Below are 23,896 nucleotides of genomic sequence, written 5' to 3' on the forward strand. Positions count from 1 at the left end.
ATCTACCTGCTGGACGAGCACGGGCAGCCGGTGCCGCTGGGGGCGGTGGGCGAGCTGTATATCGGCGGGGTGCAGGTGGCGCGGGGCTATCTGAATCGGCCCGAATTGACGGCGGAGCGCTTCCTGAGCGATCCGTTCGCGCCGGGCGGGCGGATGTACCGCACCGGCGACGTGGCGCGTTATCTGGCGAGCGGCGACATCGAGTACCTGGGGCGCAATGACCAGCAGGTGAAAATCCGCGGCTTCCGCATCGAATGCGGGGAGATAGAGGCGGTGCTGGCGGCGCACCCGGCGGTGCGTGAAGCGGTGGTGGATGCGCGGGCGGTGGGCGACGACAAACGGCTGGTGGCGTGGGTGGTGCCGGCCGCCGGCGTGGCAGAAGAGACGCTGGCAGGCGCGCTGCGGCAGCATGTGAGCGCGGCGCTGCCGGACTATATGGTGCCGTCGGCCTGGGTGGTGGTGGCGGCGTTGCCGCTGTCGCCGAACGGCAAGCTGGATCGTCGGGCGTTGCCGGAGCCGCAGGGGGCGCAGAGCCAGGCAGCGTACGAAGCGCCGCAGGGTGAACACGAAACGCTGCTGGCGGCGATCTGGCGCGAGCTGCTGAACGTGGAGCAGGTAGGTCGCCACGATAACTTCTTCGAACTGGGAGGGCACTCGCTGTTGGCGGTACGTCTGACCAACCGTCTGCAGCAGGTGGAATGGCAGCTGCCGTTGCAGACCCTGTTCGCCAACCCGACGCTGCTGGCGTTGGCGCAGCAACTGCGGAGAACCGATGAGGCGCTGCCGCCGATCGAGGCTATGCCACGCGGCGCCGAGTTGCCGCTGTCGTTTGCCCAGCAGCGTTTGTGGTTCCTGACGCAGTTGGAAGGCCTGAGTGAAACTTACCATATTCCCCTGGCGCTGAGCCTGCGCGGCGAGCTGGATCTGCCCGCCTGGCGGCAGAGCCTGGATGCGCTCTATGCCCGCCACGAAGCGTTGCGCAGCCGGTTTGTCACCGTCGAGGGGCAGCCGCAGGCGCACATTCTGCCGGCAGACGCGCTGCCGTTGACGGTTCACGATCTGCGCGGGCGGCAGGATGCTCAGAGCCAGGCGCGGCAACTGGCGCAGCGCCTGACGGAGGCGCCTTTCGATTTGACGCAGGGGCCGCTGGTGCGCGCCGCGCTGATCCGCCTGGCGGATGAGGAACATCTGTTCCTGCTCACCTGTCATCACATCGTCTCCGACGGTTGGTCGACCGGCATTCTGCTGCGTGAACTGGGGGCGTTGTACGGGGCTTTCCGTCGCGGCGATACCGATCCGCTGCCGCCGCTGACGCTGCAATACCCGGATTACGCCGCCTGGCAGCGTCGCTATCTGACGCCGGAGCGGCTGGCGGCGCAGGCGCAATACTGGCGCGAAACGCTGAGCGATGCGCCGGCGCTGCTGACGCTGCCGACCGACCGACCGCGTCCGACGGTGCAGTCTTTCAGTGGCGGAGAGGTGCCGATCGCGATCGACGCCGAGCTGACACAGGCGCTGCGGCAGTTCAGCCGGCAGCATGGCGGCACGCTGTTCATGACGGTGCTGGCGGCCTGGAGCCTGGTGCTGGCGCGCATGGCCGGGCAGCAGGAGCTGGTGATCGGCACGCCGGAGGCCAACCGTGGCCGGCTGGAAACCGAATCGCTGGTCGGCTTCTTCGTCAGCACGCTGGCGCTGCGCATCGATCTTCGCGACGATCCGGATCTGCCGACGCTGATCGCGCGGATCCGCCACACGGTGCTAACGGCACAGGAAAATCGCGATCTGCCGTTCGAGCAGGTGGTGGAGCTGGTCAATCCGCCGCGCCACCTGGGCTATACCCCGCTGTTCCAGGTGATGCTGGCCTGGCAGGACGGCTCGGTGCGCGATATCTCGCTGCCTGGGCTGCAGGCCGAGAGTGCCGAGTTGGGCTATCAGATCGCCAAGTATGATTTGACGCTCGATCTGGCGGAGCGCGATGAGCAAATCAGCGGTACGCTGAACTTCGCCACCGCGCTGTTCGACCGCGCTACCGCCGAGCGTTACGGCGTTTACCTGGTGCAGGTGTTGCGGGCGATGGCGACAAATGCTACGCAGCCTGCGTCGCATCTCGATCTGCTGCCGGCTGCCGAGCGCGAACTGTTGTTGTACGGCTGGAACCGAACCGCGGAAGTTTATCCGGCGCAGAGCAGTGCCCACGTCCTGTTTGAACAGTGGGCGCAGCGCACGCCGGACGCCGTTGCGGTGGTGAACGATCGGGACAGCCTGAGCTATGCCCAATTGAACGCCCACGCCAACCAACTGGCGCACCAACTCATCGCACAGGGCGTGCGCCCGGGCGATCGCGTGGCCACGTCGCTTGAACGCAGCGTTTCTCTGGTCATCGCCCAGCTGGCGATCCTCAAGGCGGGGGCTGCTTATGTGCCGCTCGATCCGCACCTGCCCGTTGCGCGGCAGGCGTGGATCATCGGCGACAGCGGGGCGTCGTTGATCCTGTGCGATCGCGATCTCGACCGCGAGATAGCCGGCGAGATCGCATGCCTGCGTATCGATCGGCTGCGGCAGAATCCGACCCACGATCCGGCGGTGCCTCGCGCCGGCGACGCGCCGGCCTACATCATGTATACCTCGGGCTCGACCGGTACGCCTAAAGGCGTCATGGTGACGCATCAAGGCATCCTCCGGCTGGCGATCAACAACCGTTTTGCGTCGTTTGAACGCGGCGATCGCTTCGCTTTCGCCGCCAATCCGGCGTTTGACGCCAGCACGCTGGAAATGTGGGGAGCCCTGTTGAATGGCGCCAGTCTGGCAATCATTGCGCCGGAAGTGTTGACGGAAGCCGAGGCGTTGGCGGCGGCGCTGGTGCGGCAAGGGATTAACGTCTTGTTCCTGACCACCTCGTTGTTTAACCAATATGTCCATAGCATCGCCGCGACGCTGGCGCAGTTGAAATATCTGCTGAGCGGCGGTGAAGCGGCGGATCCGCACGCCTTTGCCCGCATGCTGAAAGAGGCTGGGCCGGTACGGCTGATCAACGGTTATGGGCCGACCGAGTGTACGGTGTTTGCCACGACGGCCACGATCGAGCGGGTGGATCCCTGGCAGCGTTTGCCTATCGGGCGGCCAATCGGCAATACCCGGATTTATCTGCTGGATGCGCACGGGCAACCGGTGCCGCTCGGCGCGACCGGCGAGATCTACATCGCCGGCCCCGGAGTGGCGCTGGGTTATCTCAACCGCGCAGAGTTAACGGCAGAGCGATTCCTGGCGGATCCGTTTAACCCAGGCGAGCGGATGTACCGCACCGGCGATCTGGCGCGCTATCTGCCGGACGGCAATATCGACTACCTGGGACGCAACGATCGGCAGGTGAAAATTCGCGGCTTCCGCATCGAATGCGGTGAGATCGAGGCGCGAGTGGCCGGTCACCCGGCGGTGCGCGAAGCGGTGGTGGATGTCCTCGGCGAAGCGGACACTAAGCGGTTGGTGGCCTGGGTAGTGCCGGAGGCTGACGCGGATCGCCAGACGTTGGCGGTGACGCTGCGACAGTATCTGGCGGGGATGTTGCCGGAGTTTATGCTGCCGGCGGCCTGGGTGGCGCTGGATACGCTACCGCTGACGCCGAACGGCAAACTGGATCGGCGCGCGCTGCCTGAGCCGCAGGAGGACGCCTACGTGCGTGAGGTTTACGCCGAACCTGAAGGCGAACTGGAAACGCTGCTGGCGGGGATCTGGCGCGAGCTGCTGGGCCTTGAGCGGGTCGGGCGCCACGATAACTTCTTCGAATTGGGCGGCCACTCGCTGCTGGCGGTGAAGTTGATGGCGCAGCTGCGCCGTGTCGGATTGAGCGCCGGGGTGCAAACGCTGTTCACCGCGCCGACGCTGTCAACGCTGGCGCAGACGTTGGTCACGCAGCAGGAAGTGAGCGTGCCGGCCAACGGTATCCTACCGGGCTGCGTAGCCATTACGCCGGAGATGTTGCCGCTGGCGACGCTGAGCCAGCCGGAGATCGACGCGGTGGTAGCGCAGGTGCCGGGCGGCGTGGCCAACGTACAGGACATCTACGCCTTGTCGCCGCTGCAGGAGGGGATTTTGTTCCACCATCTGCTGGCGGAACGGGGCGACCCGTACCAGCTGTCCGCGGTGCTGCGTTTCGACAGCCGTGCGCGCCTGGACGCCTGGCTGGCGGCGATGCAGCAGGTGATCGATCGCCATGACATTCTGCGCACCGCGTTCATCACGCAGGGCGTGTCATCGCCGGTGCAGGTGGTGTGGCGCAAGGCCGAGTTGTCGCTGCGAGAACTGCGGCTCAATCCGGCGGAGGGCGAGATCGGTTCGCGGCTGACGGCGTTGTTTGATCCGCGCCGCGTGCGGCCTGACCTGACGCGCGCACCGTTGCTGAGCTTTGTCGCCGCACAGGGGGAAGAAGGCAGTTGGTGCGTGCTCCAGCAGTGGCATCACCTGATCGGCGACCACTCGACCCTGGCGGTGATGCAGGAGGAGATCAACCTGATCCTGGCCGGGCGCGGGGACGAACTGGCCAAGGCGCCGCCGTTCCGCAACGCGGTGGCGCAGGCAAGGCTCGGCGTCAGCAGGGCCGAACACGAACAGTTCTTCCGCACTATGCTGGCGGATATCGATGAACCGTCGTTGCCGTTCGGCCTGAGCGACGTGCATGGCGAAGGGCGGGATATCTCGACAGCGCACCTGGCCTTACCGCATACGCTCAACCAACAGCTGCGGCGGCAGGCGCGGCGGCTGGGCGTCAGCCTGGCCAGCCTGTGCCACCTGGCCTGGGCGCAGGTGTTGGCGCGCGCTACCGGCCGCGATGAGGTGGTGTTCGGCACCGTATTGTTGGGCCGCATGCAGGCCGGAGACGGGGCGGAACGGGCGCTCGGATTGTTTATCAATACTCTGCCGCTACGGCTGGATGTCAACGAGGTCGGCGCGGAATCGGCGGTGTTGCAGGCGCACATCCGGCTGAGCGGGCTGCTGGCCCATGAGCATGCGCCGCTGGCGTTGGCGCAGCGCTGCAGCGGCGTCGCCGCAGGCACGCCGCTGTTCAGTGCCCTGCTGAACTACCGGCATAACAGCGGCGAGGAGACCGCATTGCCGACCGGCGTGACGCTGCTCGATAGCCAGGAACGTACCAACTATCCGTTCGTGCTGTCGGTCGAGGATGGCGGTGATTCGCTGGGCCTGACGGCGCAGGTCAGGCAGCCGATTGAAGCGCAGCGCGTGTGCGGCTATATGGCGCAGGCGTTGAGCGCATTGGCGCAGGCATTGGAGCAGGCGCCTCAGACACCGGTCTGCGAACTGGAGGTAATGCCGGATGAAGAGTATGCGCTGCAGCTGTGCCGCTGGAATCATACGGCGGAAGCTTACCCGGCGGATACCTGCGTGCACGAACTGTTTGAACAGCAGGCGCGGCAGACGCCGCAGGCCATCGCTTTGATTCAGGATGCGCAACGGCTCAGCTACGCACAGTTGAATGCGCGCGCCAACCGGTTGGCGCATCGGCTGATTGAGCGCGGCGTACAACCGGGCGACCGGGTCGCCGTGCGGCTGGCGCGCAGCATCGAACTGGTCTGCGCCCAATTGGCGGTAATCAAGGCCGGGGCGGCGTATGTCCCTATCGATCCGCAACTGCCGGCCGCGCGCCAGGCGTGGATCGCCGATGACAGCGGCGCCTGCCTGATGCTGACGGACGCCGTCGGCGACGAAAGCATTCCGCAGCTGACGGTCGAGGATCGCGAAGCTGAAGGTCATGTCGGTAACCCGGCGTTGCGCGTGTCGAGCGGCGCGACGGCCTACATCATGTATACCTCCGGCTCGACCGGTACGCCGAAAGGCGTCATGACGCCGCACCAGGGGATCACGCGTCTGGTGCGCAACAACCGCTACGCCGCCTTTGACGCCGACGACCGCATCGCCTTTGCCGCCAACCCGGCATTTGATGCCAGCACGATGGAGGTTTGGGCCGCCCTGTTGAATGGCGGTGCGCTGGTGGTGATCGCGCCGGAGGTGATGATGGAGGCCGAGCGTCTGGCGGCCGAACTGCAACGCCATCGCATCACCACGCTGTTCTTGACTACCGCGCTGTTCAATCAGTATGTGCACAGCATCAGCGGCGCACTGGCGCAGTTGAAATATCTGATTAGCGGAGGGGAGAAAGAGGATCCGGGCGCTTATGCGCGGCTGTTGCAAGAGCGGGGGCCGGTGCACCTGATCCATGCCTATGGGCCGACGGAGACCACCACCTTTGCGACGACGGCACGTATCGAGCGGGCTGAAGGGGAGGCGCGCTTGCCGATTGGGAAACCGATCGGCAATACCCGCGCTTACTTGCTGGACGCCCGCGGGCGCCCGGTGCCGATGGGGGCGGTGGGGGAATTGCACATCGGCGGCGTGGGGGTGGCGTTGGGCTACCTGAACCGACCGGAACTGACGGCACAGCGCTTCCTGAGCGATCCGTTCAATCCGGTCGGTGGCGGCCGCATGTATCGCACCGGCGATCTGGCGCGTTATTTGCCGGACGGCAGTCTTGAATACCAGGGGCGATGCGATCAGCAGATCAAGCTGCGCGGGTTCCGCATCGAACCGGGCGAGATTGAGGTGCAGCTGGCGGCGAGCCCGTGGGTGCGGGAAGCGGTGGTGCAGGTTTGTTCGACGGAACATCATCCGCGCCTGGTCGCCTGGATCGTACCGACGGCCGACGTTGACCGCAGCGCGTTGCAGGGACAGCTACGGGCCTATCTGAGCGAACGTTTGCCGGAGTACATGGTGCCGTCGGCTTATGTCTGGCTGGATGCGCTGCCGTTGACCGCCAACGGCAAGCTGGATCGGCGCGCCTTGCCGGAGCCGGAGCGCGCGGCAGTCGGCACTCGGGAGTATGCGGCGCCTCAGGGGGAGACCGAAACGACGCTGGCGCGGGTATGGTGTGAGCTGCTCGAGATTGGCCAGATAGGGCGTCACGACAATTTCTTCGAGCTCGGTGGCCATTCGCTGCTGGCGGTACGTCTTTCCAGCCAGCTGCGTCAGCAAGGCATCACCTTGCCGGTACAGGCGATCTTCAACCATCCGATATTGGCCGAGCTGGCCGAGCGGATAGATCGTCGCACCGCCGAGGCTCCGTTGCGTAAAGCGGTGCCGGCTCGCAGCAGCGGCAGCCGGCCGCCGCTGTTCTTCGTCCCGACCGGCTTTGGCGACCACTCCTACGTGTTTGAATTGGCCAAGGAGATCGACGAGACCTTCCCGGTCTACGCCGTGCCGTGGCCGGCGGTGGAGGAGAAGCCGGCCACCATGTCCGATATGGCCGCCAGCGCCGTGGCGTTGATTCGCGAAGTGCAGCCGCAGGGGCCATACCATCTGGCGGGGTACTCTTCCGGCGGGGTGTTGGCCTATGCCATCGCCGAGCAGCTGCAATCGGCCGGGGAAGCGGTCGCTTTCCTGGGGTTGATCGACACGTTGCGGCCGGTGGCGGCGATGCACAGCCCGGTCCAGCTGTTGCTGAACTGGGTGGAGTCAACGCAGGAAAGGCCGGATCCGCAGTTCTGTCAGCAGTTGGCTGAGCTGCCGTTGCCGGAGGCGATTGCGGCCGTGCAACGCGCCGGGATCAAGACTCAGCGTGAGGAAGTGGCCGACGAGGCGGCGCTCTGGCAGCAGCGGCACCACTACGCCAAACTGGTGGAAGCGACCCTGGTGCAGCCCGCATCGCTGAAAATCCATCTGTTCAAGGCGAAGCAGGAGCAGGTTTCCGTCAATTCGCAGAACGCACAGTTCCAGGCGTATTGGCAGAAGATCAAGCAGGCGGGATATTGCCGCGAAGACGCTTCCGCGTTGGGATGGGATAAGCTGCTGCCGCCGGCGACCGTCCGCGTCAGCCAGGTCAACGGCGACCATGTGTCGATGATGGAGCATCCGGTTCATCGGCGTGAGCTGGGGCAACACTTCAATCTGGCGTTGCGCGAGCTCGGACAGGCGTAAGCCGGCGGGATGTATCCGATGAGAAAGCCCTCGCAAGAGGGCTTTTTTTTTACCCGTTGGCGGCGGTTTTGACGAGCTCCACCACCAGCGGTGATAGCTCGCCGCGCAGCGCGGCGCGTTCCGACTGGAACAGCGTAGCGACGTAAAAACGGTGAGCCGGCAGTTCGATGGCGCGCACGTCGCCTTCGCTGTCGTGGCCGCTGATGACCAGCGGGAAGCGTTGCAGATCGACGACGAATTCCGGATTGACGCCGAAGTTGCAGTGGTAGCCTTCATGGGTGTTCAGGCTGCCGTAGGCCCGTGCGACGCGGGTGTCGGGCTGGAAAACGATGTCGCCGGTTTTTTCCACCAGCGAGCAGCTAAGCGGAGCGATCACCAGCCGGCCACCGCTGTCGGTTTCCGCATGACCGGCGTCGTGCCAGCCCATCACGTTGCGGGCGTACTCGACGATCGCGTATTGAAAACCGCCGCAGGAGCCGAGGAACGGCACGTCGTTTTCCCGCGCATGACGGATCGCCATAAAGGCACCGTCGTCGTGACGATACGGGCTGCCCGGCACCACCCAGATGGCGTCGAAATCTTGTAGGACGTCGGGGGAGGTCAGGGTGTCGGTCGGTAGCCACTGGGGCTGCACGTCGATATCGAGGTGGGCGGCGGTGAGCTGGAGCGCTACGGGGATGGCCTGATGGGCCACGGCTTGCGGGGTGTAATCACCGACCAGAGCAATGCGGACTTGAGCTTTCATCATTTCCTTTCCTGTGCGGGTAAAAAAGGAGATTACAGGAAAGCGGGATCGTGAACCGCAGATTTTTTAAACGCTGCGCACAAAAAAGCCCGGCGTCGGCCGGGCTGGAAAAAGGGGTCAGTACAGCGACGGCGCGCCGACCGGCCGGGTTTTGAAGCGGCGGTGCAGCCACAGATATTGCTCCGGTGCCCGCAGGATCTCTTTCTCGATCACTTTGTTCATATAGGCCGCCGCCGCCTGTTCGTCGCTGAGCGGATAGTCTTCCAGGGCCGGTTGAATCAGCAGGTCGTAACCGCGGCCCCCTTCGCGGCGGATCAGCACCACCGGCACCAGCGCCGGGTTGGCCATGCGCGCCAGCATAAAGGTGCCGCTGGTGGTCGCGGCCTGATCGACGGCGAACAGCGGGGCGAATACGCTGCCGCGCGGGCCGTAGTCCTGATCCGGCGCGAACCACACCGCCTCGCCGCGCTTGAGTGCGTGCACCATGCCGCGCAGATCCTTGCGATCGATCATCGCCTTGTTGGAGCGCATACGGCCCTTGGTCTGGGCCCACTCCATCGCTTTGTTGTTGTGTGGGCGGTACATCGCCATCATCGGCTGACACAGGCCCATAGCCCGGCCGCCCAGCTCCAGCGACATAAAGTGCACGCCGATCACCAGCACGCCGCGATCGTCACGCTGCGCCAGGTTGAGGTGGTTGATGCCGGAGACGTTGAACCAGCGCTTGACGCGTTTATCCGGCCAGAACCAGGCCATGCCGGTTTCCAACAGGCCCATGCCGAGCGATTCGAAGTTGCCCACCACTTTGTGCTCGCGCTGCGCTTCGTCCATCTCGGGGAAGCACAGCTCGAGGTTGCGGCGGGTGATGGCGACGCGACGCTTGAGAAAACGCATCGAGGTACGCCCCATCCACACCCCCAGCCGGTAAAGCAACGGATAGGGGAGCTGGACCAGCAGGAACAGCAGGGCGAGGCCGAACCAGGTGAGCCAGTAGCGCGGGTGCAGCAAGGCCAGTTGAAATGCTTTGGCTGATTTCATAGAAACTCGTTTTATACGTTAAAAAGGGGCAGCAAGCTGTAACGCATAAAGGTTCCACTCGATAGCGATACGACCACTCAGACACCCGGGCACGACCAGGGTTTAGTCGGGATTCCATAATTGACTAAACATTTACATTCGAAGGGCGGTTTGCGCTGCTATCAGGCTTCGGAGGGATAGCTGTTGGCCAGCGGAGGCGGCTCTAGGAATGCTTATGCTAGCACAGGGTACGGGGTGTGGCGGAAGAGGGGCATGCGAATATTCTCATTCGCGTTGCCCCTAAGTTGAAGATTGGCGCGTTTTATAGGCTGGGAATGATAATCGCGGCGAAGATTGCAGCGATCACCAGCCATTTCAGCAGGTAGTAACCGCGGCGGTTGCGTGCTTTCAGGCGCTGACCGGCATCGCGCACCGCGTTGACGTATTTGAAGATGCGGTTGATGCCGCCGGTGCGGTCCTGGTCGTCGTTCGGCGAGCTGGCCGCCGACATCAGCGTAGAGCCGACCCAGTGGTTGACCGCCTGCGCCCAGCGCCACTTCATCGGCCGCTCGACGTCGCAAAATAGAATGATGCGCGTCTGGTCGGTGTCGTTCTGTGCCCAGTGCACGTAGGTTTCGTCGAAGATCACCGCCTCGCCGTCACGCCAGCTGTGCTGTTCGCCATCCACTTCGATGAAGCAGCGATCGTCGTTGGGCGTCATCAGCCCCAGGTGATAGCGCACCGAGCCGGCGTAAGGGTCGCGGTGTTTACCCAAATGGCTGCCGGGCGGCAGCTCGGCGAACATCGCCGCCTTGACCGACGGGATGCGGTTGAGCAGCTCGACGGTTTGCGGGCACAGCGTCTGCGCCGAAGGGTGACTGTCGCTGTACCATTTCAGATAGAAACGTTTCCAGCCGCGTTTGAAGAAGGTGTTGAAGCCGGCATCGTTGTGCGACTGCGCCTTTTTGATGTGATCCTGCAGGCGCACCGCTTCTTCGCGGATCACCTGCCAGTTGTCGGTCAGCGTCTGCAGCTCCGGGAAGCCTTTTTCGTCGAAATAGGGCTGTTTGGCGGGCAAACGGGAGAAACCGGTCATAAACATGTTGATCGGCCCCATAAAGGTGGAGTGATCGAACAGTTGGCGGGTAACCTTTTGTTTCTCTTTGCCGCGGGAGTGCGCGTAGAAGAAGCTGACGATGAAAATGCCGATAATGATCGCGGCAACCATAGAATCCATCCCTGTTAATGCTTGTTAAAAATTCATACAAATTATAGTTTTGTGACAGGAAAAATTTAACGTTTTCGTGCTTTTTGACCGGGATTCGCTCGAACGGCATAAAAAAATGAGAAATTTATTTTTAATAAAACTTTATATCGATTTTTTTGGTTTTAGTCCTATTCTTAAATCGTTCAAGGGGCGTTTCATGCCATCTTGTTTCATGACGAATGGCACGTATCTGAAAAAAGAGGGACTTATGAAGAAATCAATCATTGCCTTGTCTGCACTGCTGCTCGCTTCCCCGGTGTTCGCCGCTGAGACCGCGACCGACACCGCCGCTCACGCCAGCAACGAGGTCGTTGCCGAAGCGCACAAAGGGGCGGATACCGCCAAAGAAAAGCTGCACCAGTCTCAGGACAAGGGTGAAGAGCTGAAGCTGAAAGCCAAGCACGCCGCTGAAGGCAAGAGCGACAGCGTCGGCAGCAAAGTGAGCGAAGGCTCGCAAAAGGCCTGGCACTCCACCAAACAGGGTACGGAGAAGGCTTGGGATAAGACCAAGCAAGGGGCGGAAAGCCTCAAGAACAAAGCGACCGAGTAATTTGCTGTCGTCACAACAAGAGGGCCGGGTTTCCGGCCTTTTTTTATGGTTATAATCCGCCACGCTGATGTCGTGCTTTGTCGCCCTGATTAAAACGTGAGAGTATCCTTCATCGATTGGTGACTCCGTCGTAAGTAAGAAGGAAGCCCTATGAGGCCCTATTGGGTAAGGCGTTTATTTACACCTCCGCCAACCTGGACAGGCAGAGCATCGGTTATTTTGGGTCTGCTGGTGTTTGTGGTGTTGAGCGGGCTGGATAGCCTGGGTGTGGAGTTGGACGGGTGGAAGCGCTACGTGATGATCGCGGGCGTGGCGGGTATTTGCTATTTCATTGCCGGATATATTGATAAGCGCATTCCGCGTAAAGCCCCGCCAATGTAGGCACAGGCCAGAAAAAGAAAAAGGCGCTTATCAAATGAGATAAAGCGCCTTTTCAACACGTTAACTGACTAGTATCAGTTCATGCCGTATTTTTTCAGCTTCTTGCGCAGCGTGCCGCGGTTGATGCCCATCATCAGGGCTGCGCGGGTCTGGTTGCCACGGGTGTATTGCATCACCATGTCCAACAGTGGCTGTTCAACTTCAGCCAGTACCAGCTCATACAGGTCATTTACGTCTTGACCGTTCAGTTGAGCAAAATAGTTCTTCAGTGCTTGTTTAACCGAGTCACGCAGAGGCTTTTGAGTCACCTGATCTTGTGAGTTAACGGTAGAAACGGTCAGTACGTCAGAATTTACGCGTTGTTCGAACATAGTTCTGTCAGCTCTTTTTTTACGCTAAGATTTTCGAAATATGCCTCCAACGCCTCCAGCTGTTCGCTGGCATCCTCTATGGCGTTGAATGTGCGCCGAAACTGGTCATTCGGAGCGTGTTCCTGGAGATACCAGGACACGTGCTTACGAGCAATCCGGAATCCCTTGCCTTGGCCATAGAAGCCGTGCAATTCCCGAATGTGCCCAATCAACAAGCGCTTCACCTCGCCAAGCGGCAGCGGCGGCAGCAGCTCCCCAGTGTCCAGATAATGCTGGATTTCCCGGAAGATCCAGGGTCTCCCCTGAGCAGCGCGGCCTATCATCAGGGCGTCGGCCCCGGTGTAGTCGAGCACTGCTCTGGCTTTATGCGGGTCAGTAATATCCCCATTCGCGATAATCGGAATGGAAACACTCTGCTTAACTGCCCGAATGCTGTCGTATTCCGCGTCGCCGTTAAACAGACAGGCGCGGGTTCGGCCGTGAATCGTCAGGGCCTGAATACCACAGTCTTCGGCCAGTTGGGCAATCTCTACACAGTTACGATGCTCTGGCGCCCAGCCGGTGCGAATCTTCAGCGTTACCGGCACATCCACCGCGTCAACCACCGCGTGGAGGATCCGTTTTACCAGATCCGGGTACTGCAACAAGGCGGACCCGGCAAGCTTCCGGTTCACTTTTTTGGCAGGGCATCCCATATTGATGTCGATGATCTGCGCGCCGCTGGCCACGTTGATACGCGCGGCGGCGGCCATATCATCAGGATCGCATCCGGCAATCTGCACGGAGCGGATCCCTGGTTCATCGCTATGCACCATACGCAGACGCGACTTATCCGTCCGCCACACCTCCGGGTTGGAGGAGAGCATTTCGGATACAGCCATCCCAGCACCCATTGCATGACAGAGGGTTCTGAACGGGCGATCTGTAATACCGGCCATCGGGGCCGCAATCAGGCAATTAGTAAGCTGGTGGTGTCCAATGCGCATAGACAAAGAGTGACCATACTGTGTCCGCAAGGGCGCGTATATTACGCATTTTTGCGTCGAGATGAAAGGCCAAACTTTAACCAATTGGCCCGATATTAGGACGAAAAATGCGCTACGCGGTGATTCATAAAAATATTATATATATTTTACAATAAGTTGACGAAAAGTGCTTATTTTGTGTGCGGCAAAATATTCGCCTCTGCGCAGAATATTATCTGCATTCACCCGCGTTTTTTGCCGAGATAGCCTGTCTGGAAGGCGCATTGTCAGGGCGATCCGTCGTTGAGCGGCGAAAAATTGCATAAAATTTTGTCTCGCCCGCAGGCCGATCGCCAGGCAAAAAAAATCCACCGGCGCAGGGCCGGTGGATGAGGGGGCAATAGACCGTGACGTTTACTTGCGGCGGCCGGTGATGCGACACCACTCTTCACGCTCGGCGACCGGGTCGAGCGTGAACTTCTCTTCGTAGGCTTGCGCAACGCTGCTGGCCTGGCTGGCCAGCACGCCGGACAGCCCCAGATGACCACCGGCCTTCGGCAGGCAACCGATCAGCGGCGCCAGCTCGCGCAGCGGGCCAGCGAGGATGTTGGCGACCACCACGTCAGCCAGCAGGTCTGCCGGTTGGTCTTTCGGCAGATACAGCTCCAGACGCTCTGAAACGCCGTTACGCTGCGCGTTGTCGCGGCTGGCCTGAATGGCCTGGGGATCGATATCGATGCCGATAGCGCGCGCTGCACCCAGCTTCAGGGCGGCGATTGCCAGGATGCCGGAACCGCAACCGAAGTCGATAACGGTTTTGCCGGCCAGATCGAGGCCGTCCAGCCACTGCAGGCACAGCGCCGTGGTCGGGTGGGTGCCGGTGCCGAACGCCAGGCCCGGATCGAGCATCACGTTGACCGCGTCGGGATCCGGCACGTCACGCCAGCTCGGGCAGATCCACAAGCGCTCGCCGAAGCGCATCGGGTGGAAGTTGTCCATCCACTCGCGCTCCCAGTCCTTGTCTTCCAGCTGTTCTATCTTGTGGCGGAAACCGGCGCCCAGCAGCGGGTGCTGTTCCAGCATCGCCACCACCTCGGCCATATCGGTTTCCGCGTCGTACAGGCCGATCACGTCGGTATCGCCCCACAGCAGGGTTTCACCCGGCAAGGGTTCGAACACCGGGTTGTCGTGGGTGTCCTGGAAGGTCACCGACACGGCGCCGCTTTCCACCAGCGCGTCGCTCAGGTCTTCCGCCTGGCTGCCGGTGGTGTTCAGTTTGAGTTGGATCCAAGGCATAGCAATTCTCTTCAAGAAGATAATGATGACGCCGCCCGGCGCTTTTCGCCGACGACGTTACCGAGATAAAACGCCAACAGGCTGAGCAACAGCGAAGGCACGATAGGGTGCAGCCCCGCCGGCTGCAGGTTGAAGCTGGCCAATAGCGTATAGCATACCGCACCCGACACCATTGAGCTAAGCGCTCCCTGAGCATTGGCGCGTTCCCAATACAGGCCCAGCACCAACGGCCATAGGAACACCGCCTCCAGCCCGCCGAAAGCCAGCAGGTTGAGCCAGATGATCATCTCCGGCGGTCGCCAGGCCGCCAGCAGCACCAGCAGGCCAAGGATCAGCGTGGTCAGGCTGGAGAAGCGCTTGATCAACCGCTCGTTGTGGATCTGCTGCGGCCGCACGCCCAGGTAGAGATCCTTGATGATGGTGGCGGAGGATTGCAGCAGCTGGGCGTTGATGGTCGACATGATCGCCGCCATCGGCGCCGCCAAAAAGATCCCGGCGGCGTACGGCGGCAGCACGGTGATCATCAGCGTCGGGATCACCTGATCGGGGATCTTGAGATCCGGCAACACCGCGCGGCCGAGCGCGCCGGCCAGGTGCATGCCGAACATCAGCACCGCCACCACAACGGTGCCGAGCAGAATGCCGCGATGCACCGCCTTGCTGTCCTTGTAGGAGATACAGCGCACGGCGGTGTGCGGCAGGCCGATCACCCCGAAGCACACCAGGATCCAGAACGACGCCATAAACGGCAGGCTGAGGATCTGATCGCCGCCCTGTGGCGACACCAGCGCCGGATCGATCTGCTGCAGCTTGTGCACCGCGCTGTCCAGTCCGCCGGCGGCGTGGATCACCGCCACCAGCAGCAGCACGGTGCCGAGCAGCATCACCAGCCCCTGCATGGCGTCGTTCAGCACGCTGGCGCGGAAGCCGCCGAAGGCGGTGTACAGCGCGATGCTGATGCCGAAGATCAGCAGGCCGGTGTCGTAAGGAATGCCGGCGGCGGTCTCCAGCAGGCGGGCGCCGCCGATAAACTGCACCGTCATGGCGCCGAGGAACGCCACCAGCAGGCTGAGGCTGGCCAGCCACACCAGCAGGCGGCTTTGGTAGCGGCCATACAGCATGTCATTGAGGGTGATGGCGTTGTAGCGCCGCGCCAGGATGGCGAATTTCTTGCCCAGCACCCCGAGCGACAGCCACACCGCCGGCAGCTGAATCATCGCCAGCAGCACCCAGCCCAGGCCGTATTTGTAGGCGGCGCCGGGGCCGCCGATAAACGAACTGGCGCTGATGTAGGTGGCGGTCAGGGTCATCGCCAGCACAAAGCCGCCCATCGAGCGGTTGCCGAGGAAGTATTCGCTGAGGAAATTCCCGCTCTGGCGGCGGCTGTAGGCGTACACCGACACGCCGAACACCAGCAGCAGGTAGGCGACCAGCGGCAGGATCACTTCAGTTTGCATCGCGGTCCTCCAGCGAAATGTCGCGGAACACCGTGCGCACCATCAGCCAGCACAGGCCGATGAACAGCAGCGGCACCAGCAGGCAGGCCATTTCGAACCAGTGCGGCAGGCCGGTGACGCCGATAGCGCTGTCCGGCAGGTAGGCCGCCAGCCCCCAGGCCAGCAGGTAGAGCAGCGTCAGCCCCAGCGCCCAACGCGCTTCGCGGTGCGCCTGGATAAAACGTTTGTCCATCCGTGTCTCCCATAGGTTTACGGTGATGGATTCATCAAAGGTAGGGAATTTTACGGCATGACGGCGTTTTGCCAAGCCGTTACTGGCGGCAACGCCAAAGAAAAAGGCCGGTGATTAACCGGCCTTTCGTCAGACGATGCTGCGTGGCTGCCTTAGGTTTCCTGCAGACCCAGCTTCTTCTCCAGATAGTGGATATTGGTGCCACCGTGCTGGAAGTTTTCGTCGTTCATGATCTTCTGCTGCAGCTCAACGTTGGTTTTGATGCCGTCGATGATCAGTTCAGCCAGGGCGTTCTTCATGCGGGCAATCGCCACGTCACGGTTTTCGCCGAAGGTGATCAGTTTGCCGATCATGGAGTCATAGTACGGCGGTACGGTATAACCGGCGTAGATATGAGATTCCCAACGCACGCCGAAACCGCCTGGCGCGTGGAAGCGGGTGATCTTGCCCGGGCTCGGCAGGAAGGTGTTCGGATCTTCGGCGTTGATGCGGCATTCTACCGCGTGGCCGTGGATCTTCACTTCTTCCTGTTTGATCGACAGTGGTTGACCGGCAGCGATGCGCAGCTGCTCTTTGATCAGATCCACGCCGGTGATCATTTCGGTAACCGGGTGCTCGACCTGAATACGGGTGTTCATTTCGATGAAATAGAACTCGCCGTTTTCATACAGGAACTCGAAGGTACCCGCACCGCGGTAGCCGATTTCCACGCAGGCTTTCGAGCAGCGCTCGCCGATGTAACGGCGCATTTCGCTGGTGATGCCCGGTGCCGGCGCTTCTTCGACCACTTTCTGGTGGCGGCGCTGCATGGAGCAGTCGCGCTCGGCCAGATAGATGGCGTTGCCCTGGCCGTCGGCCAATACCTGAATCTCGATGTGGCGCGGATTCTCCAGGTATTTTTCCATGTACACCATGTCGTTGTTGAAAGCCGCTTTGGCTTCCGCTTTCGTCATGTTGATGGACTGCTCAAGGTCTTTGTCGCTGCGCACGACGCGCATGCCGCGACCGCCGCCGCCGCCGGACGCCTTGATGATCACCGGATAACCGATGCGCTTGGCGAAGGCACGGTTTTTATCCATGTCGTCGGTCAGCGGGCCGTCGGAGCCCGGTACGCAAGGCACGCCGGCTTTCTTCATGGCGTTGATCGCGGAAACCTTGTCGCCCATCAGGCGGATGGTTTCGGCTTTCGGGCCGATGAAGATGAAGCCGGAGCGTTCAACCTGCTCGGCGAAGTCGGCGTTCTCAGACAGGAAGCCGTAGCCCGGGTGGATCGCCACGGCGCCGGTGATTTCCGCCGCCGAGATGATGGCCGGGATGTTCAGGTAGCTTTTTACCGATGGCGCAGGACCGATGCAGACGGTCTCGTCGGCCAGCAGCACGTGTTTCAGATCGCGGTCGGCCGCGGAGTGAACCGCAACGGTCTTGATGCCCAGTTCTTTACAGGCACGCAGGATGCGAAGCGCGATCTCGCCGCGGTTGGCGATAACAATTTTATCAAGCATGGGGGCGCCTCGTTATTCGATGACGACCAGCGGCTCGTCATATTCGACCGGCTGGCCGTTTTCCACCAGGATGGCTTTCACGACGCCGGACTTGTCCGCTTCGATCTGGTTCATCATTTTCATGGCTTCAACGATGCACAGGGTATCGCCGGCGTTCACTTTCTGGCCCACTTCCACGAAGGCTTTCGCGTCCGGGCTTGGGGTGCGGTAGAAGGTGCCTACCATTGGCGAACGAACGACGTGGCCACTCATGGCCGCCGGTGCCGCCGGGGTTTCTGCCGCAGGTGCGGTAGCAACGGCGGCAGCCAGGGCCGGCTGCTGCTGTGCCGGCATCGCATAGGCCTGTTGCATGACAGGGTAAGCCTGCGCCGGTGCGGCACGGCTGATGCGAACCGATTCTTCGCCTTCAGAGATTTCCAGTTCAGAAATGCCTGATTCTTCAACCAGTTCGATCAGTTTCTTGATTTTACGAATATCCATGAGTGTGATTCCGTACTCTTTTTGTGGAGCAATTAGTGGGTTTTTGACAGACGGTTAACCGCTGCCTGTAAAGCGAAAGCGTAGCCATCCGCGCCGAGGCCGCAAATCACGCCTACCGCCACGTCTGAGAGATAGGAGTGATGGCGGAAAGGTTCGCGGGCGTGCACGTTGGACAGGTGGATCTCGATGAACGGGATCTGCACCGCCAGCAACGCATCGCGCAGCGCCACGCTGGTATGCGTGAACGCCGCCGGGTTTATCAGAATGAAATCGGTGTTGCCGCGCGCCTGATGAATGCGATCGATCAGCTGATGCTCGGCGTTGGATTGCAGATGGCTCAGGGTAATATCCAATGCGGATGCCTGGTTTTCCAATCCGTTAACAATCTCTGTCAGCGTCGTGCTGCCGTACTTCTCCGGCTCACGCGTCCCCAGCAGATTGAGATTGGGGCCGTTCAGAAGCAAAATGTGAAACTTATCCGCCATTGTGCTGGTATCTCCGGCAATAAAACCATCATCGTAGAAAATAACCCGATGTTATCGATTTGTCACCTGTTAAGGGGCCAATTCACCCTGAGAACAGAAACAAGGTCGGGCATTATAACGATATCGTAGCAATTCGCAGCTAAATACTGGTCTTATCAGCGAAGATATTCAACCCCAAATCGACTAACTCGGGGATCCGTGACAGGAATATGAGCGCTGGAACACAGAAAAAGTTCCGGCCGGCGGCACGTGTTTTTCAACGACAATAACGCGTGCCGCCGCGTGATTCAGCGCCACCAGGCGCGGAATTTCTTGTAACGCAGGCCCAACAGCGCCACCGCCAGCAGCGCGTAGATGAACGGCTGGGGGGAAAACGTTTTGACCGACCACAGGTAGTGGATGGGGGCGAGGATCGCTGCCAGATAGACGAAGTTATGCAACATTTGCCATTTGGCGCCCAGTTTGCGCATCGCCCACAGCGTCGAGGTGGCCGCCAGCGCCAGCAGGATCAGCCAGGTGAGGATGCCGAGTGTCAGGTAAGGTCGGTTCACCAACTCGCTGCCCAGCAGGCCGAGGTTGCTCAGCCCCAGCTCCAACGTGGAGTAGCTTATCAGGTGCAGCGTGCCCCAGGCAAAGCACCACAGCCCCACCAGACGGCGGCAGCGGATTAGCAGTGGCTGGCGGGCGTAGCGCGCCAGCGGGGCGATCATCAGCGTGGCCAGCAGCAGTTTCAGCGTCATCCTGCCGGTAAAATGTTGGATGTCCTTGGACGGATCGGCGCTGAACCAGCCCTGATCTACCGCCAGCACCAACCACAGAAAGGGCAAAAACGCCGCCAGATGCAGGGCGGCTTTCAGCCATTTGATATGAACAGGCGTCAGGCGCACTTAGAAATTCTCCCGCAAATCCATGCCGCGATACAGCGACGCCACCTGATCGGCATAGCCGTTGAACAGCAGCGTCGGTTGGCGTTTGACGTCGAGAATGCCGCCGGAGCCGATGAAGCGCTCGGTGGCCTGCGACCAGCGCGGATGATCGACGTGCGGGTTCACGTTGGCATAAAAACCGTACTCGTTCGGCGCGGATTGGTTCCAGGTGGTCGGCGGCTGATCGCGCACCAGACGGATATGCACGATCGATTTGATGCCTTTGAAGCCGTATTTCCACGGTGTGATCAGCCGCAGCGGCGCGCCGTTTTGCGGCGGCAGGGTTTTGCCGTACACGCCGACGGTCAGCAGCGCCAGCGGATGCATCGCCTCGTCCAGCCGCAGCCCTTCGACGTAGGGGTATTTCAGGCCGCCACCGATAAAGCGATCTTTCTGGCCGGGCATCTGCTCCGGATCGTACAGCGTCTGGAAGGCCACGTAGCGCGCGTTGCTGTTCGGCTCGGCCAGCTTGAGAAGCTTGCCCAGTTCGAAACCGATCCACGGCACCACCATCGACCAGGCCTCGACGCAGCGCATGCGGTAAATGCGCTGTTCCAGCGGGAAACGCTTCATCAGATCGTCGATATCCAGCGTTATCGGCTTCGCCACTTCGCCGTCGATGCGCACTTTCCAGCCTTCGGTTTTCAGCCCGCCGGCGTTGGCGGCCGGATCGGCTTTGTCGAGGCCGAATTCATAGAAGTTGTTGTAGCCGGTGACCTTGTCTTCCGGCGTCATTGCCAGCTGCGCCTGCCAGGCGGCCGGCTTGCTGAATTCCAGCGCTTTGCCCGGCGGCGCCTTGGGGCGATCGTTGCCTTTGAACCACGACAGCAGGTCCGCCCGTGCGCCGGTAGGCAGCGCCAGCGTAGCGGCGGTGATGCCGAGCGCCTGCAGCACTTTGCGCCGCTGGTGGAACACGCTCTCCGGCGTGACGTCGGCCTCGGTCAATTTCGGGTGTTTGTTCATGCTTATGTTCTCCGCGACTGATTCCCGCCGCCTGCGAGCGGCTAACGGGTCTCCATGAAATAAGCATGGCGCTAAAGCCGGCCGGAAGCGAGGGGACGCGGGAAAATATGAAATTTCGCAGAAGCGGGTGAACCCCCGTTGCCGGGGGGAGAAGGTCAGCGGATTTTCACCAGGGTGCGGCCGGTGATTTGGTTGTTCAGCAGCGCGGCGGCGGTGGCCGGCGCCTGCTCGAGGGTGATTTCATGCGTGGCCTGCTGATAGAAGCTGTCCGGCAGAATACCGGCCAGCCGCTCCCAGGCGGTTTGGCGGCGGTGCAGCGGCGTATGTACCGAATCCACGCCCTGCAGACGCACGTTGCGCAGAATGAACGGCATCACGGTGGTCGGCAGCTGATAACCGCCCGCCAGGCCGCAGGCGGCGACGGTGCCGTTATAGTTCATCTGCGCCAGCACCCGCGCCAGCAGTTTGTCGCCGACGGTGTCCACCGCGCCGGCCCACAGCTGTTTCTCCAGCGGGCGCGGCGTGTCGATATAGCCATCGCGCGACATCACCTCTTTGGCGCCGAGCGCTTTCAGGTAGTCGGTATTGCTGTCGCGGCCGCTGATGGCGGTCACCCGATAGCCCAACGCCGCCAGCAGGGCGATGGCGGTGCTGCCCACGCCGCCGCTGGCGCCGGTCACCAGAATATCGCCGTCGTCCGGGTGCACGCCGCCTTCCTCCAGCGCCATGACGCACAGCATGGCGGTAAAGCCGGCGGTGCCGATGATCATCGCCTTGCGCTCATCCAGGCCGTTCGGCAGCGGTACCAGCCATTCGCCCGAGACGCGCGCCTGCTCGGCCAGGCCGCCCCAGTGATGTTCACCTACGCCCCAGCCGGTGAGCACCACGCTTTGCCCCTCTTTGAAGCGATCGTCGCGGCTGTGGCGCACGGTGCCGGCGAAGTCGATGCCCGGCACCATCGGGAAGTTGCGCACGATCTTGCCTTTGCCGGTGATCGCCAGCGCATCCTTATAATTTAGGCTGGACCAGTTGATGTCGACGGTGACATCGCCTTCCGGCAACCGATCGCTGCCGATATCTTTGATTTGAGCCAGAGTTTGGTCGTCTTGTTGTTCCAATAACAGTGCACGCATGTCACTCTTCCTCTCGTTTACACTTTTCTATCAATGGCTGAATCACATTTATTTGACTATATGCATAATAAGCGGCCCAAGTCCTGATAAAGGACAAAAACGGCGCTTGCAGGTTTAATTCTTCAGCAAGGCTTGTTAGGGTTGGACGGCCCCTTTTAGCTAAAGGGTGAACACTCACTTAACCATAGCGGACAAGGCACAGGGATGCGATTTACCACCAAACTCTCTGCATTGATCACTCTGTTGGTCGCGCTGGCGATGTTTTTGATGCTGATGGGATGCTCATACAGCTTCTTTTACGTTACCCAGGATCGCCAGGAGCGTCGCTTTGATTCGCTGGTTACCTCTCTCGATCAGGCCATGTTGCACGAATCGCCGCGCGATCAGGAGAAATGGTTGCCGATCGTCATGCGCCCGCTCGGCATCGTGTCGATCCGCGTAGAGGCTGGCACCAGCCAGTTTCTCAACTATAAATTGCCGACGCTGAAAAAAGAGCCCTGGGATACGCTGAACGGCTATCGTCAGGTCTCGCGCCCCCTGTTGCAACATCCGGGCAGCACGCTGTACATCACTTACCTCGATCCCTTCGCCAGCGACGTGCGCACGTTGCAGTCCACCGCCGCCGTCACGCTGTCGATCGTCGTCATGGTGGTGGTTTTGCTGTTCAGCCTGCGCTGGTTGCGTGAGCAGGCCGACGGTGAAGATCGCCTGGAACGCCGCGCGCGGCGCATTCTGAACGGCGAGCGTGAAAACGTCATGCAGGGCGACGTGCGTGAGTGGCCGGCCAACGTCAGCGGCGCGCTCGATCGCCTGCTGGCCGATCTGGCGGAAGCGCGGGAAGAGCGCAGCCGGGTCGATACGCTGATCCGCGCCTTCGCCGCGCAGGACGCCAAAACCGGGCTGAATAATCGCCTGTTCTTCGATAATCAATTGACCACTCAGCTGGAAGACGAAGGTTCGCACGGCATCGTGATGATGGTGCGGCTGCCCGATTTCGAGACCCTGCGCGACACGCACGGCAGCGTGGCGGTCCAGGAGCTGATGTATTCGCTGGTCAACCTGCTGTCTACCTTCGTGATGCGCTACCCCTCGGCGCTGCTGGCGCGCTATTTCCACAGCGATTTTACCGTGCTGTTGCCGCATCGAACCCTGAAGGAGGCCGACGGCATCGCGTCACAGCTGGTCAACGCCATCGATGCCTTGCCTTCCACGGCGCTGATCGATCGTGAGGCCTTCCTGCACATCGGCATCGTGGCGTACCGCAGCGGCCAAACCACGGAGCAGGTGATCGATTACGCGGAGCAGGCGACGCGCCACGCGACGCTGCAGGGCGAGAACGGCTGGTATGTGTACGACAGCCAGGTGCCGGAAAAGGGGCGCGGCAGCGTCAAGTGGCGCACTTTGCTGGAACAGGTACTGGCGCGCGGCGGCCCGCGGCTGTATCAGAAACCGGCGGTGACCGTGGCAGGCGAGGTACACCATCTTGAGATCATGAGCCGGATTTATGACGGCTCCCAGGAGTTGCTGCCGGCGGAATATATGCCGCTGGTGCAGCAGCTGGGGTTGGCGGAGAGTTACGATCGCCAACAGGTGAGCCGCATCATCCCCTTGCTGGCGCAATGGCCTGAGGAAACGCTGGCGTTTCCGCTGTGCGTCGACTCGATTTTGCAGCGTTCTTTCCAGCGCTGGCTGCGCGATACGCTGTTGCAGTGCGAAAAAAGTCAGCGTAGGCGAATTCTGATTGAACTTGCGGAGGCAGATGTGTGTCAACATATCGACCGTTTGCGTCCGGTACTGAAGTTGCTGTCAGGGCTGGGCTGCCGCCTCGCGGTGTCCAAAGCGGGTTTAACCGTGGTCAGTACGTCCTATATCAAGTCGTTGCAGGTGGAGATCGTCAAGCTCCACCCGGGGCTGGTGCGGAGTATCGATAAGCGGGACGAAAATCAGCTGTTCGTGCAGAGCCTGACGGGCGCCTGCGCGGGCACGCACGCGCAGGTGTTCGCCGCCAGCGTACGCACGCGCAACGAGTGGCAGACGCTGAAAGAGCGTGGTATCCACGGCGGGCAGGGCGACTTTTTTGCGTCGCCGGAACCGATCGACGTGGGGCGTAAAAAATATTCACGTCGTTATCGTGTTTAAGCTG

At 61.4% G+C, this 23,896-nt stretch carries 18 protein-coding genes; 4 read left to right on the top strand and 14 right to left on the bottom strand.

Features of this window, described 5'->3' with window-relative positions; genetic code table 11:
* On the top strand, window positions 1–7,983 hold a 7,983-nt coding region (locus QOL81_RS17415; protein WP_283439960.1), incomplete at its 5' end, for a non-ribosomal peptide synthetase.
* A gap of 49 nt (window positions 7,984–8,032) precedes the next feature.
* Here QOL81_RS17415 and QOL81_RS17420 read toward each other — a convergent pair.
* The 3 genes from QOL81_RS17420 to lpxO form a co-directional block, all read right to left on the bottom strand.
* Window positions 8,033–8,731: a CTP synthase C-terminal region-related (seleno)protein gene (locus tag QOL81_RS17420; protein ID WP_321189997.1), complete on the bottom strand. Its 699-nt coding sequence runs from the start codon at window positions 8,729–8,731 to the stop codon at window positions 8,033–8,035.
* A 114-nt stretch (window positions 8,732–8,845) separates the two neighbouring features.
* Window positions 8,846–9,766 (bottom strand): kdo(2)-lipid IV(A) palmitoleoyltransferase, encoded by a 921-nt coding sequence (gene lpxP / locus QOL81_RS17425; protein WP_060424606.1) that lies wholly within the window; start codon window positions 9,764–9,766, stop codon window positions 8,846–8,848.
* A gap of 301 nt (window positions 9,767–10,067) precedes the next feature.
* On the bottom strand, window positions 10,068–10,973 hold the full coding sequence (lpxO, locus tag QOL81_RS17430; protein WP_060424607.1) for a lipid A hydroxylase LpxO: 906 nt from the start codon (window positions 10,971–10,973) through the stop codon (window positions 10,068–10,070).
* 247 nt (window positions 10,974–11,220) lie between these two features.
* On the opposite strand from lpxO, the gene QOL81_RS17435 reads away from it, so the two are divergent.
* Window positions 11,221–11,562 (top strand): KPN_00521 family repetitive protein, encoded by a 342-nt coding sequence (locus tag QOL81_RS17435; protein WP_016930249.1) that lies wholly within the window; start codon window positions 11,221–11,223, stop codon window positions 11,560–11,562.
* Between the two features lie 150 nt (window positions 11,563–11,712).
* On the top strand, window positions 11,713–11,943 hold the full coding sequence (locus tag QOL81_RS17440) for a hypothetical protein (protein ID WP_141960366.1): 231 nt from the start codon (window positions 11,713–11,715) through the stop codon (window positions 11,941–11,943).
* A 74-nt stretch (window positions 11,944–12,017) separates the two neighbouring features.
* Here the strand turns inward: QOL81_RS17440 and fis are convergent, their stop codons facing one another.
* The 11 genes from fis to acuI all read right to left on the bottom strand — a co-directional run bounded on the left by fis (window position 12,018) and on the right by acuI (window position 21,753).
* Window positions 12,018–12,314 (bottom strand): DNA-binding transcriptional regulator Fis, encoded by a 297-nt coding sequence (gene fis / locus QOL81_RS17445; RefSeq protein ID WP_000462905.1) that lies wholly within the window; start codon window positions 12,312–12,314, stop codon window positions 12,018–12,020.
* The gene (gene dusB / locus QOL81_RS17450; protein WP_004936856.1) at window positions 12,296–13,300 is read right to left on the bottom strand and encodes a tRNA dihydrouridine synthase DusB; all 1,005 of its coding nucleotides are present in this window, start codon (window positions 13,298–13,300) and stop codon (window positions 12,296–12,298) included. Before dusB ends, fis begins: the two co-directional genes overlap by 19 nt.
* 393 nt (window positions 13,301–13,693) lie before the next feature.
* Window positions 13,694–14,575, bottom strand: a complete 882-nt coding sequence (gene prmA / locus QOL81_RS17455; RefSeq protein ID WP_033636181.1) for a 50S ribosomal protein L11 methyltransferase — start codon at window positions 14,573–14,575, stop codon at window positions 13,694–13,696.
* Between the two features lie 11 nt (window positions 14,576–14,586).
* Window positions 14,587–16,032: a sodium/pantothenate symporter gene (gene panF / locus QOL81_RS17460; RefSeq protein ID WP_060424610.1), complete on the bottom strand. Its 1,446-nt coding sequence runs from the start codon at window positions 16,030–16,032 to the stop codon at window positions 14,587–14,589.
* Complete coding sequence (locus tag QOL81_RS17465; protein WP_004936865.1) at window positions 16,022–16,264, bottom strand: YhdT family protein; 243 nt, start codon at window positions 16,262–16,264, stop codon at window positions 16,022–16,024. Before QOL81_RS17465 ends, panF begins: the two co-directional genes overlap by 11 nt.
* A 152-nt stretch (window positions 16,265–16,416) precedes the next feature.
* On the bottom strand, window positions 16,417–17,766 hold the full coding sequence (gene accC / locus QOL81_RS17470; protein ID WP_004936886.1) for an acetyl-CoA carboxylase biotin carboxylase subunit: 1,350 nt from the start codon (window positions 17,764–17,766) through the stop codon (window positions 16,417–16,419).
* Window positions 17,767–17,778: 12 nt separating this feature from the next.
* Entirely contained in the window at window positions 17,779–18,246 is a 468-nt protein-coding gene (gene accB, locus QOL81_RS17475) for an acetyl-CoA carboxylase biotin carboxyl carrier protein (protein ID WP_038879746.1), read from the bottom strand.
* A 32-nt stretch (window positions 18,247–18,278) separates the two neighbouring features.
* Complete coding sequence (gene aroQ, locus QOL81_RS17480) at window positions 18,279–18,731, bottom strand: type II 3-dehydroquinate dehydratase (protein WP_004936891.1); 453 nt, start codon at window positions 18,729–18,731, stop codon at window positions 18,279–18,281.
* A 287-nt stretch (window positions 18,732–19,018) separates the two neighbouring features.
* On the bottom strand, window positions 19,019–19,618 hold the full coding sequence (msrQ, locus tag QOL81_RS17485) for a protein-methionine-sulfoxide reductase heme-binding subunit MsrQ (protein ID WP_047729766.1): 600 nt from the start codon (window positions 19,616–19,618) through the stop codon (window positions 19,019–19,021).
* Window positions 19,619–20,620 carry a protein-methionine-sulfoxide reductase catalytic subunit MsrP gene (gene msrP, locus QOL81_RS17490; protein ID WP_047729767.1) on the bottom strand — a complete coding sequence of 334 codons (1,002 nt, stop codon included), beginning with the start codon at window positions 20,618–20,620 and terminating at the stop codon, window positions 19,619–19,621.
* A 155-nt stretch (window positions 20,621–20,775) separates the two neighbouring features.
* Window positions 20,776–21,753, bottom strand: a complete 978-nt coding sequence (gene acuI, locus QOL81_RS17495) for an acrylyl-CoA reductase (NADPH) (protein ID WP_047729768.1) — start codon at window positions 21,751–21,753, stop codon at window positions 20,776–20,778.
* Window positions 21,754–21,957: 204 nt separating this feature from the next.
* Between acuI and csrD the strand changes: the two genes are divergently transcribed.
* Entirely contained in the window at window positions 21,958–23,892 is a 1,935-nt protein-coding gene (csrD, locus tag QOL81_RS17500; protein ID WP_060440961.1) for an RNase E specificity factor CsrD, read from the top strand.
* Window positions 23,893–23,896 lie beyond the last annotated feature (4 nt).

Origin of the sequence: Serratia sp. CC22-02 (assembly GCF_900182895.1) — a bacterium.
Classification (GTDB): Bacteria; Pseudomonadota; Gammaproteobacteria; order Enterobacterales; family Enterobacteriaceae; genus Serratia; species Serratia nevei.

What these genes read in the sequence shown, in the direction of transcription:
- QOL81_RS17420 (WP_321189997.1), bottom strand. Translation starts at nt 8,731, where the DNA reads ATGATGAAAGCTCAAGTCCGCATTGCTCTGGTCGGTGATTACACCCCG.
- lpxP (WP_060424606.1), bottom strand. Translation starts at nt 9,766, where the DNA reads ATGAAATCAGCCAAAGCATTTCAACTGGCCTTGCTGCACCCGCGCTAC.
- lpxO (WP_060424607.1), bottom strand. Translation starts at nt 10,973, where the DNA reads ATGGTTGCCGCGATCATTATCGGCATTTTCATCGTCAGCTTCTTCTAC.
- QOL81_RS17435 (WP_016930249.1), top strand. Translation starts at nt 11,221, where the DNA reads ATGAAGAAATCAATCATTGCCTTGTCTGCACTGCTGCTCGCTTCCCCG.
- QOL81_RS17440 (WP_141960366.1), top strand. Translation starts at nt 11,713, where the DNA reads ATGAGGCCCTATTGGGTAAGGCGTTTATTTACACCTCCGCCAACCTGG.
- fis (WP_000462905.1), bottom strand. Translation starts at nt 12,314, where the DNA reads ATGTTCGAACAACGCGTAAATTCTGACGTACTGACCGTTTCTACCGTT.
- dusB (WP_004936856.1), bottom strand. Translation starts at nt 13,300, where the DNA reads ATGCGCATTGGACACCACCAGCTTACTAATTGCCTGATTGCGGCCCCG.
- prmA (WP_033636181.1), bottom strand. Translation starts at nt 14,575, where the DNA reads ATGCCTTGGATCCAACTCAAACTGAACACCACCGGCAGCCAGGCGGAA.
- panF (WP_060424610.1), bottom strand. Translation starts at nt 16,032, where the DNA reads ATGCAAACTGAAGTGATCCTGCCGCTGGTCGCCTACCTGCTGCTGGTG.
- QOL81_RS17465 (WP_004936865.1), bottom strand. Translation starts at nt 16,264, where the DNA reads ATGGACAAACGTTTTATCCAGGCGCACCGCGAAGCGCGTTGGGCGCTG.
- accC (WP_004936886.1), bottom strand. Translation starts at nt 17,766, where the DNA reads ATGCTTGATAAAATTGTTATCGCCAACCGCGGCGAGATCGCGCTTCGC.
- accB (WP_038879746.1), bottom strand. Translation starts at nt 18,246, where the DNA reads ATGGATATTCGTAAAATCAAGAAACTGATCGAACTGGTTGAAGAATCA.
- aroQ (WP_004936891.1), bottom strand. Translation starts at nt 18,731, where the DNA reads ATGGCGGATAAGTTTCACATTTTGCTTCTGAACGGCCCCAATCTCAAT.
- msrP (WP_047729767.1), bottom strand. Translation starts at nt 20,620, where the DNA reads ATGAACAAACACCCGAAATTGACCGAGGCCGACGTCACGCCGGAGAGC.
- acuI (WP_047729768.1), bottom strand. Translation starts at nt 21,753, where the DNA reads ATGCGTGCACTGTTATTGGAACAACAAGACGACCAAACTCTGGCTCAA.
- csrD (WP_060440961.1), top strand. Translation starts at nt 21,958, where the DNA reads ATGCGATTTACCACCAAACTCTCTGCATTGATCACTCTGTTGGTCGCG.